We start from the raw sequence: 21,208 nt of genomic DNA, 5'->3' as shown, positions 1-21,208 counted from the left end.
ATTACTCCAGCTTAAGTTGCAGGTATTTTATTTTTGACCGGTTATGCGTGTATGTTATATGCACCAAACCTTCTGAATCTTGAATGATCGCAGGATAGCTGAATTCGCCTTCAGCCTCATCTTCTAACTGCAACACATCTTCCCAATGCGAACCGTCTGTACTGTACGCCAGATTGAGTTTATTACGCCCGTCTGACCAATCAGCTCCGGCTTCGGTAGGATTGTAAACCAAAAGAAAATTTCCGCTTTTAAGCGTAACCGCATCAATCCCACTATTGGGATTAAGCATCGTTCCCTTGGTAGCTTCAGACCAGGTTTTACCTTGATCTGAACTTTCACTTTCTAAAATATAATTCTGATCGCTGCGTAATAAAGCTTTCAGATTTCCATTTTTAAGCTGAATCAAAGTAGGCTGAATGACTTTAACCGTATCTGCTGAAGGTATCCTAACGCGCTCCCAAGAATAGCCGTTATCGCTTGATAATTCAATATGCGATTTCCAAACTGCACCGTCTTCTGACTCTACGCTAGACGGACTTACAATACTTCCGTTTGCAAGTTGAATAGGCTTATTTTTGATAGGACCTAAAATTCCATCGGGTAATTGCTCTGCTGCTGACCACGAAGCGCCGTTATCTTCAGAAGTTTTCCATTTTCCCCACCAGGAAGATGGCGACGGACCTTCTTTGTAATACAGCATCAATGTATTTTCGGCATTTTTGAAAAGCACGGGATTCCACGTAGGGTAACTTAGCGTATCGTTTTCTACCTTACCGTCAGCTATTTTTTGCGGTGTTGACCAAACGGTATCCGTTAGTTTACTTTGATAGATACTTACGTCAGGATGCCGCTCGTATTCCCCACCAAACCAAGCTGCGATAATACTTCCGTCCTGGGCCTCAACCAAGGTTGAAGCGTGACACTGCGGAAAAGGCGCTTCCTCGTAAATAAACCCTTCTTGTACGATTCTTAATTTAGGCGTTTCGCTCGTTTGACACGCAGTAAACACACCTAAAACTAAAACGACTACGTGTGCTTTGATCTTTTCTAAATGCATTGGTTAGGCTAATTCTCCAACGATCAATCTTCCGTGATACGCTTCTGCTTCCACGAGATGATGAAGTTCGGTTAAATTGAATTGAGTGATTTTTCCGGCAGGCATAATCTCTAGTTTATTTCCCGCCATTGTTATTAGTCGGTTTAAATTTTCCGCCCCATCAAACGCATTAGATTTCCCTCCTGAAGTGAGTAAGGTATCTACACCTTCAACCTGCAAAAGCTCTTTTAAAGCCGCGTCAATATCTGGTGTTGCATCAATGGCTTTATGAATCACCACTTTTAAAGGCTTTGCTGCTTTAGTAAGCATTTCAATAGCCTCAATATTGAGTTTCTTAGATTCATTTAAAACGCCAAAAACTACACCCTCAGCGCCTTCTTTCTTACAAAAGGCTATGCAGGCTTTCATATGTTCAAGCTCTTCTTCACTGTAATTAAAGTCGCCATTACGCGGCCTGATCATCACGCGTACCGGGATCTTAACCGCCTTGATCACTTCAGAAATTAGATCTGGAGCCGGCGTTAAACCGTCAAAAGCAAGGTAAGCACAAAGCTCCAAGCGGTCTGCTCCTTTTTCTTCGGCTTTAATGGCCTGAGCCAGGCTTTCTACGCAAGCTTCTTTGATATATTTTTTTGACATAGGGGCTTTGTTTAATTTTTTAGATCCTCAAGAATCGGTGTTTTTTGTGCGGAAATAGAAGTTACTGCAACGTCATTGAGTTGTTCAAAAATAGTAATAGTATTGTCCTTTTTCTTCAGCCAACATCCCGGAACGTAAAGCGTTTGCTGTGGGCCCACTTTCCAATAACGCCCTAAATTATGTCCGTTTACAAAAACGATTCCCTTACCCACTTCGCTCATATTAAGAAAGGTATCTCCCTGCTTTTTCAAATCAAAATTTCCGGAATACACAACAGGTCTTCCTGTTTTTACTTCCGTTGAATTTTCAACTTCCGGCACTTCCGCAAAAGGCGCTTTATACATCTCCCAACCACCTGTGATCTCATAATCATTGATGCTCACGGGAGCGATAATTCCTTTAAGGTTATTCACGATCTCTGCCCCGTAATTGATGCGGCCCATATTCTCTACCAAGATCTCTAAACTCCCATTAAATGGAATTTTAATCGGCATTTCATACGAGTTGAAGACGCGGTTGAGTTCGCCTACTTTCTTACCATTTACATAAACGGTTGCAAAATCGCGTAACCCGGGCACTTTAAGCGTTCCGGTGATAGGTTGCGTAAAGCGTTTTTTATACAACACATAACCATAACCTTGCTCGAGTTGCTCAAACGTAAGCGGAGTATCACTTGTCACCGGTTTTTGCTTTTTGATATTGGTAAGCGCATCAATTGTTTTTGTCAATTGAATCTGCGGAATTTCAATCACCGGAATTTGCTCCGGAACCTCCGGGATCTCATATGGTGCATATTTTTTTAGCAATGCGCGAATGCTGTCATATTTGGGAGTTGCCCAACCTGCTTCAGAAATAGGCGCATCATAATCGTAGCTGGTAATATCCGGCTGAATATCGTGCTCATCATTATAATTGGCTCCTGAGGTAAAACCGAAATTGGTTCCGCCGTGGGCCATATAAAAATTGAAATTCACACCGTTTTTAAGATACACTTCAGTTTGTTTTGCAATATCTGAAGCGCTAATTTTTACAAAAGGCTCTGCCCAATGATCTAACCAACCGGGATAAAACTCGGCAACCATATATGGCCCTTCGTTGTTATTGAATTTATTGACCACCTTTTTCAGGTTATCGATATTTCCTTCTCCATTAGCTGTAGGTAATACACCTTCAAGACTTCCGCCTTCAAAGAGCCACGCACCATCAGAAGTGAAAAATGGTGCCTGAAAACCGGCATCTTTCAGCATTTTGAAAATAGCTTCTTTATATGCTTTATGATCTTCAGGAGCGATATCTTCCCGCTGAGCCACATACGAACCAAACTCATTCTCTACCTGCGTCATAATGATATTCCCACCATTATTAACCTGCAAAGGCGTTACTTGTTTAGCGAGTTCGTTGATGTATTCTTTACAAGCTGCTAAAAATTGTGCATTGTTCTCACGCACTTTAAGCCCCGGAATGTTTTGTAAAAACCAAGGATAACCACCAAACTCCCACTCACCGCAGGCATAAGGTCCCGGGCGTAAAATGACAAACATCTCTTCTTCCTTGGCGATTTTAATAAACTCGGCTACGTTTCGGTTTCCGGTTTTAAAATCCCAAACTCCGGGAGCCGGATTGTGGTAATTCCAGAATACGTAGGTGGCTATGGTATTCAAACCCATCGCTTTCATCATCTGAATGCGATGACGCCAATATTCTTTAGGAATACGCTCGTAATGCATCTCACCGGAGTAAATAGGTGTTGGCTTTCCATTGTACACAAAAGAGCCATTTTCTATTTTGAATGGGGCATCATCCTGAGCTTGAGCAAAGCCAAAACTCAGCATAATTAGGACTAAAACGAAAAAATTTGTTCTTACAACTTGCATAGAATCTAGTATACTTCGATGTTAGAGATCAATGGGCAAGCTAAAGCTTCGGTGATCTCGATTTTAAGTTTTGACGTCTCCACTCCGTTTAATTTCAGAATGCGTTTATGCCCGATCGTCGTTTGGTTTTGCACTTCTTTCCAGGTACCATCTTCCCACACAGAAACCGTAAACGCAGCCACGCGCTGACCGAGTTTAATATACTCTTGAAGCGAAATATAATGCAGTATTTGTGGCGCTTCCCAGTTCAGTTCGATGCTTCCGGTAGTAACACCGTCATTTGTTGCCCAATAGGTTTCTGCATCACCATCAAGCACTTTATCTGCGGCATAAATCGGCTTATCGCCACGTACAGGAGTTGCGGTGGCAGTGGCTTTTTCGGCTAAATTTTCAGCAAAAACACTGTCTAATATTTTTCTGAATCCACGAAGTGACGCCACATCATTCTCGTGAAATAAACCACGACGGTCTGGCGGAATATTCAACAATAAGGTTGAACCGCGACCTACCGAAGTCAGATACAATTCAAATAAATTTTCTGGAGAACGCACCAGCGAATCTTCTGAAGCGTGATAAAACCAACCCGGACGAATCGACGTATTTACCTCTGCCGGAATCCAGCTTTTTCCGTTTTTGGTTCCGCTTTGCAAGAGTTCTTCAATTCCTGCTTTACCTGCATAAAGCGTATCTGTCGTAATCGTATTCCAATGGGTTTCACCGCCTATTCCGCGCTCATTTCCTACCCAACGCAAATCTGGTCCTGCGTCGCTAAAAAATAACACAGGCGGTTGCATCGAATCAACCATTTTTAAAGTCGTTGGCCAATCGTAATAATTTTGACGGTCGATCTTGCGCTCTTCATTGGCGCCGCCATAATAGCCGTCACCTCCGTTAGCACCGTCAAACCACATTTCAAAAACAGGTCCGTAGCCCGTGAATAACTCTTTAAGTTGATTGCGGTAATAGGTGATATAAGATTCCTCGCCATAATCGGCGCGATTACGATCCCAAGGCGATAAATAAACGCCAAACTCCAATCCGTGCGCTTTAGCAGCTTCTGCAACTTCTTTTACTAAATCCCCTTTTCCATCTTTATACGGACTCGAAGCTATATCGTGCTCTGTATATGCTGAAGGCCATAAAGCAAAACCGTCGTGGTGTTTTGCAGTTAGAATGGTTCCGCTGAAGCCGGTTTCTTCCAGAACAGACATCCACTGATCGGTGTCCAATGCAGACGGGTTAAAAAGCTCTGGAGATTCATCTCCATAACCCCATTCTTTATCGGTAAACGTGTTTATGGTAAAATGAATAAAGGCATTCATTTCCATATCATACCAAGCAAGTTGATCTTCTGAAGGCACTGCCCCATAAGGCTCAGGGACACCATCATTTGAAGATTCACAGGCTACAATACCGCACAATAAAAAACTTAAAAAAGGAATATAGAATCTATTCATACAAAGCGTTTATTCTGATTTATAAGAAAATGCAAGCGCTGCTTTTGCGGCGTTTCTTACCGAAGCAGGAAGCCTTACAGTTACCACATTATCTTTAATCGTATAGTTTAATTTTTTTCCGGTACTTACCAGTTTAAGACTGCTTCCTTTTTTAGGAGGATTTCCTTCCCAGCTCACCGTATTGGGTACCGCTTCACCTTCGGTCAATAGGGTTATTGCAAAGGTATTTTTGTCGTTTGCCGTAAAATAGGTTGCCTCACTGTGATAATTGTCGATCGCGTGGGTACCGTAAATTGCCTCACCGTTTGTATCTAACCAATCTCCTATTTCAGTAAGAATGGGTATTGCATCAGGAGGTAATAAACCGTCTGGTTGTGGACCAACACCTAAAAGCATGTTTCCACCTTTGGCTACCACTTCAATTAAACTGTGAATCACCTTTGCCGAAGTTTTAAAGTTGTCATTAGGCACATACCCCCAGTTATTTCCTAAGGTCATATTGGTTTCCCAAGGATGATCTAGTTTGGTTTCCGGGATCGAACGCTCAGGAGTTTGATAGTTCTCGTAAGGTCCGTGAACGGTACGGTCTGCAAAGATGATTCCCGGCTGCGCCTCACGTGCCATTTTTGCGATGCGCGGCATATCGATCTCCTGACTGAATTCCGGAATTGGAGCTCCCCAGGCACGCACTTCATCGGTTACGGTCTCACGCGGGCGCACCCAGCCACCATCTAACCATAAAATGTCAATTGATCCATAATCGTGCATCAACTCACTGATCTGGTTGAATGTGAAATCCTGAAAGCTTTTCCATTTTTCAGGATACTTTCTAATGTCATAATTCACATTACGGTCTGGTGTTGCATATTTATCCCACCAGAAATCTTGCGAATGCCAGTCTGGTTTAGAAAAATAAGCACCGATCATAAAATCTTTCTTTCTAAATGCCTCAAATACATATTTGGCAACATTGGCTTTTGGATGGTTTTTGAAAGGTCCGTTGGTGATTTTATAATCAGTTTGCTGGGTATCAAACATATTGAAACCGTCGTGATGCTTGGTGGTAAAAACCACATATTTCATTCCGGCATCAGCTGCAGCCTCAGCCCATTGATCCGGATCAAAATTCACCGGATTGAAAACTGAACTCAAGTTCCAATACCATTTTTTATAGTCGTTGTATGAGATTCCTTCAGGACGCTCCAGCCAAGGCTCAGAGCAAATTTGCCAGCTCTCGATAATCCCGGGAACTGCATACACGCCCCAGTGAATGAGCATCCCAAACTTTTGATCTCCCCAAACGGCAAGTTTTTCCTTTACCTGAGGGTCGATAGGTGCTTGATATATTTTGGATTGCTCGTGCAAGTTGCCGCCTTGAGCAAATAAGCTGTTGCTGCCGGCTAGGGAGCACAGCAGCACAGCTAAAACATAAAAAAACTTAGAGTATGAAAGGTCTCGCATAAGTATCGTTAGTTGTTTGAAAGTTGTATAGATTCTGAAAGTTCAAAACGTTTTTTAAGCCGAATATCTTGAGAAGAAGTTCCTAATTGCACTTCAAATTCCCCGGCTTCTGCTACGTGATTCATTTCAGCGTCATAAAGCGCTAATTCTAAAGGCGTTAAGATGAAAGTCACTGTTTTGCTTTCGCCCTTGGCTAAATAAATGCGTTCAAAACCGCGTAATTGTTTTACCGGAGTGACCACGCTACTCACCACATCGCTTAGGTACAGCTGAACGACTTCGTCTCCATCCCTATCTCCAATATTTTTCACATCAACCGAAACTTCAATGGTTGTGTTTGCAGCATTTCCGCTTTGCGAAATTTTCAAATCTGAATAGTCAAAAGTGGTATAGCTCAAGCCGTGACCAAAAGCATATAATGGTGCCGAAGTTTCTTCAACATAATCGCGCCGTTTAGGCCACCAGTGGTTATAATACACAGGAGATTGCCCAACCGATTTTGGGATCGAGACCGGCAAGCGCCCCGCCGGATTATAATCACCAAATAAAACATCTGCCAGCGCGTGACCACCCTGTGAACCGGGATACCACGTGTCTATGATCGCAGGAATGTGTTTGGCAGGCCAATTGATCAACAAAGGTCTGCCGGTAATCAACACTAATATTGTGGGAGTTCCTGTCGCTTCTACCGCCTGTAATAGCTCCAATTGTTTCCCCATAAGATCTAAAGTAGAACGGTCATAACCTTCTCCACTTTCCATATCACTTAAAACTTGATCCTCTTTTGAGGAAACGGTCGCTGCACCGGTCTCTAGGTATTCGGTTTTAAAATCACGTGCGCTAGAACCACCGAGCACCACAATAGCGACTTCAGCATTTTTTGCCGCTGCTACCGCCGCAGGAATATCGATTTGTGTGGTGTCGCGAATGGCTGTTCCTTTTACATAAGTGATTTCAGCCTTTGGCATTTTGGTGCGAATTCCCTCAAGAGGCGTTACAATAAATTCGGATTCTTGTGGTGCAGTATAGTCGCCTAATTGATTATACATCATATCAGCATTAGGGCCGATCACTGCTATTTTTTTAAGATCTTTAGATAGCGGAAGCAAACCGTTCTCATTTTTAAGTAAGGTCACGCCTTCCAGCGCCATTTCTTTTGCGATTGCGATATGTGCCGCGCTTCGCACCACTTTTTTAGGCGCTTTTTCTTCTACATACGGATTTTCAAAAAGACCCATTTTAAACTTTAAACGCAATACATATTTTACAGCTTCATCTAAGCGCGCTTCAGAAACTTTTCCATTTTTAAAAGCGTTGAGCAATTCATCATCAAAACCATTCCCACCTAAATCTGCATCTACACCGGCGTTCATTGCTAAGGCAGCAGCGTCCTCAAAAGTTGCAGCCGCGTGATGATCACCTTTAATACCTTCGATGCTTGCTAAGTCTGAAACCACAAACCCTTCAAAACCCCATTGCTCGCGCAATAAACCGGTAAGCAAGGCTTTATTTGAAGTACTCGGAATTCCATCAACCGAACTGTACGCCGTCATAACCGAAAGCACACCAGCATCGATCGCTTTTTTAAACGGATACATATAATCTTGCATGAGTTCACGTTGTCCTATATGCACCGCGCCACCGTTGTGACCACCTTCTGAAACGCCGTATGCAGCAAAATGCTTTAAGGTAGAAATTACACTTTCAGGATTTTCTATTCCTTCACCTTGGAAACCTTCTATAACGCCCAATCCCATTTCAGAAATTAGATAAGGATCTTCGCCGAAGGTCTCTTCTACCCGAGACCAGCGCGGTTCACGTGCAAGATCCAGAATAGGACCGTAACCAATATGTGCACCTTGAGCCCGCAGCTCTTTTGCAACTGCCGCTCCCATTTTTCTATTCAATTGCGGATTAAAGGTACTCGCCTGACCGATAGCTGATGGAAATTCGGTAGTCCCAATAGCCATATGGCCGTGCATAGCTTCTTCTGCCAGAAATAATGGAATACCTAACCTACTTTCTTCAACTGCAACTTTTTGAATGGCGTTAGTCGCATTTGCAGCGAGTTCCGGATTCAGACCATTTGACAAGGTTTTTTGCGTCCAGGGATCGGCACGCATCACCCCCCAAAGAGCGCCTATTTTTTGAGTGGCAATCGCCTCCTTTAAAGCCTCACTGGCTTTAACTGAATTACCAGTTTTTGTGTACATTTTCCATCCCAAAAGTGTGGTGAGTTGTCCTACCTTTTCTTCGATAGTCATACGCTCTACGAGATCATTAACGCGATCCTCTACTGGCTCCTGCGCATTCTTATAGACTGCATTTGCAGGAACTTCTTCTTGAGCGCAAAGCTGCGCCACCGCGAAAACAAGCACGAACACAGTGGCAAACAACTTCTTAAAATAAATATAACACATAAGGTTCTTTATCAATTTTGGTATCGCTTTGTGAAAAACGCAAACTTTACGTTAGAATTTCAACAATAAGCTTTTTAAAACTAAAAGAACATTAAACAGATTTGAAAAATAATCGCTGAATAACCGCTGAACGTAGCTTAGTAACGCTAAATATTAAGATTTTTTTAAATGTTTGTAAAGTAGGTGTAATCGCCTCCAGCCTTTGAAAACGTTGTACTTGATTTAAAGATTAAATATTAAATTAGTCTAAAGTTAATCCCAAAGCAGGTCTTCGCTTAAACAAAAAAAGGGTGCTTTTGCGAGCACCCTTTTCACCAGAAACAATTTAAAAAAACTCAAAAAACTCTCGTTTTTATGCGCTGCCATAGCTTCACCAGGGCTATGGTTGCAATCAGCGTGAGTAACGTTAGGATGCTGGCTTGGGTATAATACCCGTAAATCCAGTATCCGGTGCTAAAAAGCGCACCATATATTGTGACACAACCTACTAATGTGGCTAAAACACCCGCAGGAACAGACCATTTCTGATTGGTCGTAACTAAAGCAGCTCCTTGGGCACGTGCTTTAATAATAATTTTCTCCCAACCGGGACCACCGGGTTGTGTTTGTCTATAAAAATCAAATAAGGTTTTATCCTTTTCAGGACGCGTCAAGAAGGTAACTGCTAACCAAACAATGGAAGTTAAAAGCACTACAACAGGATAGGTTGACCAGTTAGGCAACACACCATCTGCTTCGGCGGTACCAAAGAGCACCACTCCTAAAGAAGTAAAGTTGAAAAGAATGGAAATAATTCCCGAAGAGAACATTGCAGAGATCTCACTCCACGCGTTGATTCTCCACCAAAACCAGCGTAGAATAAATATCAATCCAGTACCTGCTCCAAACATCAAGATAATATTGAAGAGTTGGTATGCATTAGTCAATAGTAACGCAACCCCAGAACTCACCACCATCAACAGTACTGTTGAAATTCGGCCTACATTTACCAGTTCTTTTTGAGAGGCTTTCGGTTTAACATAGCGCGCGTAAAAGTCATTTACTACGTACGATGAACCCCAGTTCAAATGCGTTGAAATTGTTGACATATAGGCTGCGATCAGCGATGCCATCACCAAGCCTAACAATCCGCTTGGTAGTTTGGTCAACATTGCAGAATACGCCAAATCATCACCTAATTTACTTTCTACAATATTGGGAAATGCCTCGTGAATGCTCGCAATATCAGGATATACTACAATTGAAGCTAAGGCTACTAAGATCCACGGCCAAGGACGCAACGCATAGTGCAAAGCATTAAAGAAAAAGGTTGCTCCAATCGCGTGATTCTCATCTTTAGCCGCAAGCATACGCTGCGCAATATAACCACCTCCACCAGGTTCTGCACCAGGATACCAAGCACTCCACCACTGTACCGCAAGCGGAATGATCAACAGTGTGATCAAGGTCGTAGTATCATTAAAATCAGGAAGTATATTTATTTTGTTAATAACCGCTTCATTCGCCATTAGACCTTCCATCCCACCAACTTCTGGGAGATTTACGCAATAATATGCTGCGCCAATACCACCTGCCATTGCAGCAAAAAAGAGAATAAAATCGGTATAAACAACTCCTTTAAACCCTCCTATCGTACTAAAGATCACGGTAACCAATCCGGCATATCCTATGGTTTCTAACGGTGTTAAACCAAGCATAATTTGCCCGATTTTAATAGCAGCAAGTGTTACTGCACTCATCGCCATTACGTTGAAAATCACACCTAAATACACCGCTCGAAAACCACGTAAAAACTTCGCAGGTTTTCCTCCATAGCGCAATTCATAAAACTCGATATCGGTGTTGACTTCAGACTTTCTCCAGAGTTTTGCATAGACAAAAACAGTGAGTAAGCCCGTGATCAAAAACGCCCACCAGACCCAGTTACCGCTTACGCCTTGATTACGTACAATATCAGTAACCAAGTTAGGCGTATCGGTAGAAAAAGTTGTGGCAACCATAGAGATCCCCAATAACCACCACGGCATGTTTCGGCCGGAAAGAAAATATTCAGAAGAGCTTTTACCTGATTTTTTTGCAACGAGAAGTCCGACAATCAGGGTTGTTGCAAAAAAGCCAATGATAATGGCATAATCAAGTGTTTCTAAAGCTACCATAGATGAATATTCGTTTACGTTAAAGTTCTTTTTTGGCTATTTCAACTTAAAAATGATAACGCATAAATGCTTCCATCGCTGCATATTCGGCAAGACCTAAAGCTCTGTACTTACTAGCAGTTTCTTTATTTCGATCTTCTGCACGCACCCAAAATTCTCGCAGGTCTTCTCCTTGAAACATCACCCCATCTTTTTGTGATTGGTGATAAAAAATGGCCTGTCTCTTTTTCAGTACCTGATCAGGGCTCATAGGAACTGCCATTTCAATCTCGTGCATTTCAAACTCGTGCCACGCGCCGCGGTATAACCACACCCAGCAGTCGTTCATATACGCCTCGCTTTTAAGTTGCTCAAGCGATTCAAATATAATATTTAAACACACTTTATGCGTTCCGTGCGGATCTGCAAGATCTCCCGCAGCATAGATTTGATGCGGCTTAACAGTCGCGATTAGATCATTTACAATATCTACATCATCTTGCGACATGGGATTCTTTTTAATTCCTCCTGTTTCGTAAAACGGAAGATCTAAAAAGTGAACGTGCTCATCAGGAACTCCTTCAAAACGGGTCGCTCCTAGTGATTCGCAGCGTCTGATGATTCCTTTTAACTGGCGTACTTCAACCGGATCGATCTCGTTACGCTGTTTGTTTTTTATTTGTTCTGCGATCGCAGCAAATTTTTCTTTATCTCCGTTACCAATTTGCGCAGCAACTTCGGCAAATTTCAAAGCTTCGTGATCTGAAACTGCAATGTTTCCCGAAGTTTGATAAGCGATATGTACCTCGTGCCCTTGCTCTACCAGACGGTCAAAAGTACCTCCCATAGAAATCACATCATCATCAGGGTGCGGACTAAAAATAATCACGCGTTTTTTCTCTGGGGTAGCACGCTCTGGTCTGTTAGTATCATCAGCTCCCGGCTTACCACCCGGCCATCCGGTAATGGTGTGCTGCAGCTTGTTAAACATTTCGATATTAAGATTATACGCAGAACCTTGAAGCGCCAATAGGTCTGACATCCCGTTGTCGTTATAATCTTTATCGGTAAGACTTAAAATGGTCTTATTTACTTTTTGGCAGAGCCAAAACACCGCCTTTGCAGTCAATTCTTTAGTCCAATCACAGGTACCCACTAACCACGGAGTTTTCACTCGGGTTAATTCTGAAGCAGCTACGTCGTCAAGCACAAATGTGGTATTCTCATGTTCCTGAAGATAAGTCGCCGGAACGTGTGAAGAAATTTCACCTTCAATGGTCTCTTTTAAGATCTCAGCTTTATTCTGTCCCCATCCTAAAAGCACAATTCGCTTAGCGCCAAGTACCGTATTGATCCCCATTGTGATCGCTTTTTTAGGCACATTAGACAACCCTCTAAAAGCTCCTGAAGCATCAGCACGGGTTAGATAATCTAGGGTGATCATTCGGGTTCCACTATTAAAGTGCGAGCCCGGTTCGTTAAAACCAATATGACCGGTTCTACCAATTCCCAAAAGTTGAAAATCGAGTCCGCCGGCAGCTTTTATTTTTTCTTCATAAGCGATACAAAACGGCTTGATCTCTTCTTGAGAGATCGTCCCATCAGGGATGTTCACCTGATCTGCAGGAATATCCACATGATTAAATAAATGCTCGTGCATAAAGTAATGATAACTTTGCACGTCTGACTTATCCATTGGCCAGTATTCGTCAAGATTAAAGGTGATTACATTTTTAAAGCTCAAGCCTTCTTCCTGATGCATACGCACAAGTTCTGCGTAAACGTTAATTGGGGAAGAACCTGTGGCAAGGCCTAAAACACACTTTTCACCTGCAGCTTCCTTGCTTTTTATTAAATCTGCAATTTCCTGCGCTACGATCACTGAAGCATCGGTAGCATTCTGAAAGCTGATGTTGTGTATCTTTTCAAAACGCGTTTCTTCAAACTTTCCCGCGGGTTCATATTTGATCAATGCTGAATCTTTAACCTGTAAATCCATATCTACTGAATGAGTTTTGCTGACTTTAAAAATGTTTAGAAAAGCTAACTTTTTTTGAAATTTCTACATCACCGCGCTACAATATCTAGCTTTCTAAGGATGAAATTCCCAATTTTCTTAACTATTTCAAAAAAGATTCGATAGACAACGGCTGTAAGAAGCTAAATAACATCAATTGCAGGGCTCTGGTATTTGCAATTTGTTATCAAATTGCAAAATATATTGAGCATCTTACTCAAAAATCACCTCCCCGGCATTAACCCATTCTTTATGCGTGATTGCTTGTTTTTTGGTAGATTTTCCGCCGATTGAAAAACCAGCAGAGACCTTTGTTGGGTTTTCTGAAACATTTTGTATCACCAAGGTGTCGTTAGCATAAAAATCAGAATTCAAATGAATAGTCACCTTGTTGAATTGCGGTGCAGAAAGTGTATAGGTAGCTTCGCCCGGAGTCATCGGGTAAAAGCCCATCATCGCATAAATGAGCCAGGCGCTCATAGTTCCTGTATCTTCATTACCAGGAAGCCCGGCAGGATTATTAGTAAAATACGTATCGATCAAATCAGCTACTTTTTCACGGGTTTTATAACTCTTCCCCGGAAGATAATTGTATAAAAACGGATACGCAATATCAGGCTCATTAGCCATATCAAACTGATCTTCCGCAAAAAGTGCATCGAGTTTTGCCTCGAACTTTTTAGAACCACCCATCATTTTGATCATTCCTTTGATGTCGTGTGGCTGCATAAATAAATATTGCCACGCATTACCTTCTATAAAGCCCGGATTTTCGGTAAAATTAGCACCGGCAAGAGGATCAAAAGGTTCGTACCAAGTGCCGTCAGACATTTTAGGTTGTAAAAATCCAGATGCTTTATTGAACAGTTTTTTATACGAAAGCGCGCGCTTCGTAAAACGCTTAGCATCTTCTTTTTTTCCTAGCGCTTGAGCCAACTGAGCGATAGTAAAATCTGCAATATTATATTCCTGAGTGGTAGAAACAGGACCTGCAACACCAGAATCAACACTTACATAACCTTTATCAATGTACTCAGCTATACCCGGGCGCAACGGATTATTCTCTCTAGCGTCAGCACTTTTTAGCATTGCCGAGTAAGCTTTTTCTACATCAAAACCAGTGATTCCTCTTTGGTATGTATCTGCTAAAACTACTGCTGCCGGATCACCAACCATCGTAAAGGTTTCGGTTGCATTAAGTTCCCACTTAGGCAGCCAGTCATTTTGGTCATAGATCTCAAGCATTGAATTCACCATATCTAACTGCTCCTGCGGATACAGCAAACTCATCAACTGGTGGTAATTACGATAGGTATCCCATAGCGAAAACACCGTATAACGGGTACCGTCTGTTTTTTTAGTCGCCCGGGTTTTCATCGCGGGGTATTCGCCATTACTGTCATTTAAAATACTTGGCGCAATTTGCGTATGGTACAAGCCCGTATAGAAAATGGTTTTGTCGTCTGCATCATCTCCTTCTACTTCTACAACGCTCAATTTGTCATTCCAAGATTTTTTGGTTTGTTGATATACCTCATCAAAAGTAGCATCACCCACTTCTTTATCAAGATTCTCTCGCGCGTTTGCAATGCTCACGTAAGAAACGCCGATTTTCATCACGACCTGCGTGGGCTTTTCAAAATCATACTGCACATAGGCACCGATGCTATCTCCCACCACTTCGCGCATAAATTGTTCTTTGAGACGTGTCTTCCCGTTGTAACCCATCCACTGTGCTTCTACACCTTTATAGCTTGCCGGTTTATCCCAAATACCAAAATTCTCAGGTGCTTCAGAAATGCGTGCAACAAAATACACCGGATACGCACTTTCAGCATTATTGTAACAAAACGCTCCTACCATTCGGTAACCTTCAATCTCTGTAGGCGAATTGAATTTAAGCATCGCACCGTGCTCATTAGTGAGACCAAGACCTAAGTTCAATAAAAGATTAGCCTTTCCGGCAGGAAAACTATACCTGCTCACACCCACGCGGGTACTTGCGGTCAGCTCCGTTTTTACATCATATTTATCTAACTCAACCGAGTAATATCCCGGTTTTGCTTCTTCGTTTTTATAGGTGGTCCCATACTCCAAATGTTGTGTTTTGAGTTCGCCGGTGGTTGGCATACTCAAGATCACACCTAGATCAGGACAGCCCACACCGCTCATATTGAGGTGGCTAAAACCCGTTAAGAAGGTATTCTCATTCACATAAGGATTAGACAACCAGCGGCTATCTTTTTCTAGTGCATTTTGACTTCCGGCGACATTAAACGGAGAAACGCTCGCCATCCCACGCGGAGCGATCGCTCCCGGATGCGTCGCCCCAAAATTAGAAGTTCCTATAAATGGGTTTACATATTGTGTGTAGTCTTTTTGTTGGGCCGTTGCTAAAAAACTAAAGCATAAAGCGAGCAACAAGGCTACTCTTGAATACATCATGGGATTCTATGTTCTATTAATTCACTAAAATTTCATCAACAAATAACCACGCGCCGCCCCCTTTTGGAGTTTCGCTCAATGGTTTTATAGTTACTCGAAGATACTGCGCCTGCTGCTTTTTAAAATCGAGTTTGAAATTTTCAATTTTTGCACCGGGATTCGTCTGATAATCCCGTGTTGTTACAGCCACTTGCTGAAAGTTTGTTCCATCCTGAGACACTTCAACTTTCAGCTCCTCCGGAAAATAAATACCGGTTCCCTGCTCTTCTAAAGTTCCTACAACCACTTGCTGCACCTCTTTCAATTCCTGCAGATCGATCGTAACCACCGCAGGATTATTGATCCATCCCTGCCAGCGACCATCTTTAAAGTATTTGCTTCCGCGCAGCACATCGACCAAAGCTGTCTCACCCGTTGAGGGGTAACTCGCGCTGTATTCAAATTTATAGGTTACCGACTTTGCAACCGCTTGATGAAAGTCAAAAAACTTATTCATCGTATCGCCCATTTGCTTTCCGTTTTCAAAAACTGCCGCTTTTACACGTGTCGTACTATCAATTTTTAAAGGTGTTTGATAAAGAGCTGCTTCTGGCGTCAGCTCTGCTTCACCCAAAACATATCTAATTTCAGTATCCGGGAATTCTGAATGTAAAGCCACGGTGATCTCTCCGGTTTCAAGATCAATGGTAGATTCTTGCTGAACGGCAAAGGCACTCTTAGCATAATTGATCTCCATCACATCAAAACGCTGCATCATTTTACGCACACGGTGTGTATAATTTTCCCAGTCAATCTTTTCTTTGGGACTCCAGATCACTTCTGCTAGAGCTGTCAATCTTGGGAATAGCATATATTCTGAATGTGCTTCAGTAGAAATATATTCTGACCATAAATTGGCCTGACCTCCCAAAACGTGTTTCTTTTGTTCGACGCTCATCGAATCTACCACCGGATTAAACTCATATACTTTCTCTAACGGAAGAAATGCGTTAAAGGCTACCGGCTCGTGATCAGGACTGCCTTGATAATAATCAAAATACATATGGCTTACCGGCGTCATAATCACATCGTGGCCAGCCTTGGTCGCTTCCCAGCCTCCTTGAAAACCACGCCAACTCATCACCGTGGCCTTTTGTGGCAAACCACCTTCCAGGATCTCATCCCAACCGATCAAGGTTCTATTATGCTCACTGAGAAATTTCTCGATGCGCTTCATAAAATAGCTTTGAAGTTCGCCGGTGTCAGCAAGACCTTCTTCTCGCATTAATTTTTGACAAGAAGGGCAAGTTTCCCAGTTGGTTCTCGTCGCTTCATCACCACCGGCGTGAATGTACTCTCCCGGAAAAAGCGCCATCACTTCGGTTAGCACATCTTCTAAAAATTCAAAAGTGGTTTCTTTACCGGGACAGTAAATATCGGTTATAGGCCAAACGCCACCAGACGGAACCGCAATAGGCTCATCGGTGCACGATAACCACGGGTACGCCGCGATCGCACTCATCACGTGCGCCGGCATTTCAATTTCAGGAATTACGCGAATTCCTTTTGCTTGCGCATAGGCGACGATCTCTTTAATATCTTCTTGCGTGTAAAAACCGCCGTAAGTTCCTTTTTCTTCAGGATCGTTTTTAGTCCGGGCATTCCAGTGCTTATCTTCTTGATCTACGCGATAAGCACCAACTTCAGTAAGCTTAGGATATTTTTTGATCTCAATGCGCCACCCCTGATCGTCTACAAGGTGAAAGTGAAACGTATTCAGTTTTAAAAATGCCATACGATCCAAGTGCTTTTTGATGTATTCTTTACCGAAAAAATGTCGAGAAACATCTAAATGACTTCCACGATAGGGATATTGTGGTGCATCGTTAATGCTAACATTAGGAATATACAAGGCTAAATCTGAAACCTGCGTTTTGCTTTCTACCTCCTTCGGAAGCAATTGCCTGATGGTTTCTAACCCGTAAACAAACCCTAATTTTGAATTGGCTTCTAAAAGAACTTTATCAGCTGTCACGTCTAGCGTATATGCTTCATTTTCTAAAGAATCATTTCGTTTTAACTGAATGCTATTTGTAGTTTCTTCTGAAGTAACTCCCAAAGTAAATCCTGCAGAACGCCCGAATAAATCATTGAGAATGCCGGTTAAAACCTTCAGACTATCTTCTGCAATAACAAATTGCGTTTCCGGAGTGATCTTAAAACTACCGGAATGCAATTCCAAAGATTTAGGCTGTGGAATCAAGACAAGATCAGCTTCGGTAAACGACGGGTTCTCACTTTCGGCGCAGCCTAGTAAAGCGATACTAAAAAAGAAAAAGAGCGTTTTTATGAGTTTCATCAAAAAGAATTTTAGTGTTCTATTCTACTTATAAACCTGATCAGGTTTTGGCATTTCTAAACGTTGGTCAGTAGCGTCAGCGGTCATTTCAAAAAGCAGTTGGCCACCATTGGTTATTTCGCTATGCGTGATAAAGCCGCGTTTTAAAAGTTCTCCGTTGAGAAAAATCCTTTTTACGTAGGTGTTCTCATCAGAAAAGTTTTGTGTTGAAATGATGAATTTCTTATTGCCAGGAAGCTTTATCTCAGCTTTTTCAAACAGCGGAATCCCCAAAATATATGCGCCCTGCGCCGGATTTACAGGATAAAAACCCAAAGCGCTAAAAACATACCACGAAGACATCTGCCCACAATCTTCATTTCCGCAGTGCCCGTTAGGCTCATTTTTATATTGCGTTTTTAAGATTTCGCGAATGCGTTCCTGCGCTTTTGAAGGTTTATCTACGTAGTTATAAAGATACGCCACGTGGTGACTGGGCTCGTTACCATGGTTGTACTGCCCAATCATCCCGGTGCTAAAAATTGGGAGTTTATCGGTAGGCTTGGGATACAAGCTAAACATTGAATCAAGCTTTTGCTTAAAAGCAGTGCTTCCGCCGGTTTTTTTAATCAAGCCTTGAATATCCTGCGGTACAAACCAGTAGTACTGCCACGCATTGCTCTCGCTGTAAAAACGGGTATATTCTTTAGCTATAAATGGCTCAACAAACTTGTTTTCCTCTGTTTTGGGTCGGAAGAAATTGGTTTTTTTATCGTGTAATTTTTTCCAGTTTTCTGCTCGTTTACTGAAGTATTTATAATCTTCTTTTTTACCTAAAGCCTTTGCAAATTGTGCGATGCACCAATCGTCATAGGCATATTCTAAAGTTTTAGAAACACTCCAGTCTTCGTTTTCCTCAGCTGCCGGCACATAGCCCAATTTGCTATAAATAGGAATGCTACGATCTGCGGCAGTTGCACTCGCTTTGCAGGCTTCGTAAGCTAATTCCGCATCAAAATCAAAACCTTTAAAATAGGCATCAACAACTACAGGAACGGCGTGATAGCCCAACATCATATTAGTCTCGTTGCCTTGCATCGACCAAACCGGAAGCAAACCCGTTTCTTTATAATGTGCTAACAGCGATTGTATAAAGTCAGGAAGACGCTCTTGCTGAATGATCGTATATAAGGGGTGTGCTGCGCGAAAAGTATCCCACAAGCTGAAGGTATCAAAACGGTCAAAACCTTGTACAGTATGCACCTCATCATCCGCGCCTTTATAAGCACCCTCAGGATCACTCAAAAGTGTAGGCGCCAACATAGATTGATACATCATCGTATAGAACAGGGCCTTTTGATCTTGATCTTCGGTGGTGATCTTAATCTTACTCAACTGATCTTCCCAGACTGCTTCGGTTTGTTTTCGATAGGCATCAAAATCAAAATGCGATGCTTCGGTGTTCAAGGAAGCGTAAGCACCCTCAATGTTTGCCGTGGATAAAGCCGTTTTTACCACCAGCTGCTCCGCTTCCGCGGTAGCGTAATTGAGTATGAGTTTAGTATCGGCTCCCGTTGCTTCTTGATCTACTTTATTTTTTCCTTCAAAAAGGGTGTAACTCTCAAAAGGTTTAGAAAACTGCATCACAAAATAGATACGCTCATCTTTAGCCCATCCGGTTGATTTGCGATAGCCTTCTAGCGTCGTATTGTTTACAACTTTAATATAGGTGTCAGTAGCACGATCCCAATTGAGCGCATAACCCAAGTCAACATACACTTGCGAGGCGCTATCCTTTGGAAACGTATACCGCTGGATTCCCACACGCGGCGTTGCGGTAAGTTCGACGTTGATCTCATAATCGGTCAATTCTACCTGATAATATCCTGCCGAAGCCGATTCCTGCTGGTGATTAAATGCAGAAAACGGGCGATACCCGTTTGCTTCAATGCGTTTTGATGATTTACTATTGACCGGCATCACTAGGATGTCATATAAATCTCCGGCCCCGGTTCCTGTTAAATGTGTATGCGAAAAACCGCTAATAATGCTGTCTTGATAAAAATAACCTGCAATGCGATCCCAACCCGGCGTACCAATATCCGGACTCAGTTGCACCATTCCATAGGGTGCAGTCGCCCCGGGATAAGTATTCCCGGGGCCGTCTGTACCTATAAACGGATTTACACTAGAAGTTAGGGATTTCTGTGTAAAGCCATACACACTAATAAATAGACTTAAACTTAGAAGGAGGTATTTCATTAAATCTCGTTTGCTTCTTTAATCACCGCAAGAAGCTCTGGTGTAAGCGCGTTACCATCAAAGAATGATGCGCCTTTTGCACCATTTTCTTTTGCCAGCTGAATCGCTTTTGCCAAGTCTTCTGCGCTCATTTCCGGCACATAGATACCGGTATGCAATTCGGTACCCGTTCCTTCAAGATCTTTTACACCCTGACCGGTAGCGAAGCCGATCCAGTCGATTTCTTCGTTATAAAAGTTGTGGTAGATCATTGGTAAAACCACATCAATATTCCATTTATCCCAGCGTTGACGCACCATATGATCTGCCATTTCAGGATAAGGAAACACTGCTCCTGTTAATAATTTGCCGTTTTTATGTGCCACTTCATAAGCATCATCAACAACGGCTTTGATCTGATTTAAACGGAATTGCTTCCATTCCATATCAATTGCTGTATTATGTGATTCTAACGGATTTTTATGATGTTCTTCTTCAAACTTCGCAATACAAGCATCGCAATAGCAAAAATCATATTCAGGCAGCTCTGTATCTTGAACCAAGTCGTATTTTGGTAACAGACCTATTGGCAAGAACACATCTGGATAACGAATGTAATCTAGATGAAAACTGCTCACTCCTTCTACCTTGGTCAGCTTATCGATCAAGCCTAAAATGTGATTACGCGATCCCTCACGAGTAGGGCATAAAAACTGGTAATAATCTACATAGGGGCGATGGTCAAACGTTGACTTTCCTTCTTTACTCACCGCATACCACTCCGGGTGTTTCAGCGCCACAGTGTCTCCGGGGCGGTTCATCGTAAACATCCACGCGTGAACTTCAAGACCTTCTGCAGTTGCTAAAGGAGTAAGACGCGCCAATAACTCAGCATCGGCATTGGTGTTGATCAAAACGGCATCCAGACCATTTTCGGCATATTTTTTAAATTCCTCTACATAAGAATCGTCGCTGCGTTTGGGATCTGCAGTCGTCCACGTCCAGAATTTAAAATCTTCAGAAGCTGAAGAATCTTGTGTTTTTTCAGCTTGATCTTTATTTCCCGCAGGATGCATATTGTCAATACAAGAAGTAGCCACTATCGCTATCAGCAGTACAATGAGGTGTTTTAGTTTCATAGGTTT

The 21,208-nt window shown here is 42.4% G+C and carries 12 protein-coding genes; all 12 read right to left on the bottom strand.

Annotated elements, in window-relative coordinates; all coding sequences use genetic code 11:
- Position 1: 1 nt before the first annotated feature.
- The gene (locus LDL79_RS10085) at positions 2-1,057 is read right to left on the bottom strand and encodes a sialidase family protein (RefSeq protein ID WP_072985069.1); all 1,056 of its coding nucleotides are present in this window, start codon (positions 1,055-1,057) and stop codon (positions 2-4) included.
- 3 nt (positions 1,058-1,060) lie between these two features.
- Complete coding sequence (locus tag LDL79_RS10080) at positions 1,061-1,696, bottom strand: copper homeostasis protein CutC (protein ID WP_072985071.1); 636 nt, start codon at positions 1,694-1,696, stop codon at positions 1,061-1,063.
- An 11-nt stretch (positions 1,697-1,707) separates the two neighbouring features.
- On the bottom strand, positions 1,708-3,528 hold the full coding sequence (locus LDL79_RS10075; RefSeq protein WP_225597618.1) for a glycoside hydrolase family 35 protein: 1,821 nt from the start codon (positions 3,526-3,528) through the stop codon (positions 1,708-1,710).
- Positions 3,529-3,575: 47 nt separating this feature from the next.
- On the bottom strand, positions 3,576-5,027 hold the full coding sequence (locus LDL79_RS10070; RefSeq protein ID WP_225597617.1) for an alpha-L-fucosidase: 1,452 nt from the start codon (positions 5,025-5,027) through the stop codon (positions 3,576-3,578).
- A gap of 9 nt (positions 5,028-5,036) precedes the next feature.
- Complete coding sequence (locus tag LDL79_RS10065; protein ID WP_225597616.1) at positions 5,037-6,488, bottom strand: alpha-L-fucosidase; 1,452 nt, start codon at positions 6,486-6,488, stop codon at positions 5,037-5,039.
- Positions 6,489-6,496: 8 nt separating this feature from the next.
- Complete coding sequence (locus LDL79_RS10060; protein ID WP_225597615.1) at positions 6,497-8,908, bottom strand: glycoside hydrolase family 3 N-terminal domain-containing protein; 2,412 nt, start codon at positions 8,906-8,908, stop codon at positions 6,497-6,499.
- Positions 8,909-9,243: 335 nt separating this feature from the next.
- Positions 9,244-11,064: a sodium:solute symporter family protein gene (locus LDL79_RS10055; RefSeq protein ID WP_225597614.1), complete on the bottom strand. Its 1,821-nt coding sequence runs from the start codon at positions 11,062-11,064 to the stop codon at positions 9,244-9,246.
- Between the two features lie 46 nt (positions 11,065-11,110).
- Positions 11,111-13,042 carry a glucosamine-6-phosphate deaminase gene (nagB, locus tag LDL79_RS10050; RefSeq protein ID WP_225597613.1) on the bottom strand — a complete coding sequence of 644 codons (1,932 nt, stop codon included), beginning with the start codon at positions 13,040-13,042 and terminating at the stop codon, positions 11,111-11,113.
- Between the two features lie 231 nt (positions 13,043-13,273).
- Positions 13,274-15,505, bottom strand: coding sequence for a GH92 family glycosyl hydrolase (locus tag LDL79_RS10045; RefSeq protein ID WP_225597612.1), 2,232 nt, complete (start codon positions 15,503-15,505; stop codon positions 13,274-13,276).
- A 16-nt stretch (positions 15,506-15,521) separates the two neighbouring features.
- Positions 15,522-17,843 (bottom strand): glycoside hydrolase family 20 protein, encoded by a 2,322-nt coding sequence (locus tag LDL79_RS10040; protein WP_225597611.1) that lies wholly within the window; start codon positions 17,841-17,843, stop codon positions 15,522-15,524.
- Positions 17,844-17,867: 24 nt separating this feature from the next.
- Positions 17,868-20,084: a GH92 family glycosyl hydrolase gene (locus tag LDL79_RS10035; RefSeq protein WP_225597610.1), complete on the bottom strand. Its 2,217-nt coding sequence runs from the start codon at positions 20,082-20,084 to the stop codon at positions 17,868-17,870.
- Positions 20,084-21,202 carry a glycoside hydrolase family protein gene (locus LDL79_RS10030; RefSeq protein ID WP_225597609.1) on the bottom strand — a complete coding sequence of 373 codons (1,119 nt, stop codon included), beginning with the start codon at positions 21,200-21,202 and terminating at the stop codon, positions 20,084-20,086. Before LDL79_RS10030 ends, LDL79_RS10035 begins: the two co-directional genes overlap by 1 nt.
- Positions 21,203-21,208 lie beyond the last annotated feature (6 nt).

It is taken from the genome of Leeuwenhoekiella palythoae (assembly GCF_020310025.1).
GTDB lineage: Bacteria > Bacteroidota > Bacteroidia > Flavobacteriales > Flavobacteriaceae > Leeuwenhoekiella > Leeuwenhoekiella palythoae.
The sequence above is the reverse complement of the archived record's forward strand: the minus strand, read 5'-3'. Positions and strand labels throughout refer to the sequence as shown.

Bases quoted from the DNA above. Each gene is read 5' to 3' on its own strand.
- LDL79_RS10085 (WP_072985069.1), bottom strand. From the start codon at position 1,057: ATGCATTTAGAAAAGATCAAAGCACACGTAGTCGTTTTAGTTTTAGGT.
- LDL79_RS10080 (WP_072985071.1), bottom strand. From the start codon at position 1,696: ATGTCAAAAAAATATATCAAAGAAGCTTGCGTAGAAAGCCTGGCTCAG.
- LDL79_RS10075 (WP_225597618.1), bottom strand. From the start codon at position 3,528: ATGCTGAGTTTTGGCTTTGCTCAAGCTCAGGATGATGCCCCATTCAAA.
- LDL79_RS10070 (WP_225597617.1), bottom strand. From the start codon at position 5,027: ATGAATAGATTCTATATTCCTTTTTTAAGTTTTTTATTGTGCGGTATT.
- LDL79_RS10065 (WP_225597616.1), bottom strand. From the start codon at position 6,488: ATGCGAGACCTTTCATACTCTAAGTTTTTTTATGTTTTAGCTGTGCTG.
- LDL79_RS10060 (WP_225597615.1), bottom strand. From the start codon at position 8,908: ATGTGTTATATTTATTTTAAGAAGTTGTTTGCCACTGTGTTCGTGCTT.
- LDL79_RS10055 (WP_225597614.1), bottom strand. From the start codon at position 11,064: ATGGTAGCTTTAGAAACACTTGATTATGCCATTATCATTGGCTTTTTT.
- nagB (WP_225597613.1), bottom strand. From the start codon at position 13,042: ATGGATTTACAGGTTAAAGATTCAGCATTGATCAAATATGAACCCGCG.
- LDL79_RS10045 (WP_225597612.1), bottom strand. From the start codon at position 15,505: ATGATGTATTCAAGAGTAGCCTTGTTGCTCGCTTTATGCTTTAGTTTT.
- LDL79_RS10040 (WP_225597611.1), bottom strand. From the start codon at position 17,843: ATGAAACTCATAAAAACGCTCTTTTTCTTTTTTAGTATCGCTTTACTA.
- LDL79_RS10035 (WP_225597610.1), bottom strand. From the start codon at position 20,084: ATGAAATACCTCCTTCTAAGTTTAAGTCTATTTATTAGTGTGTATGGC.
- LDL79_RS10030 (WP_225597609.1), bottom strand. From the start codon at position 21,202: ATGAAACTAAAACACCTCATTGTACTGCTGATAGCGATAGTGGCTACT.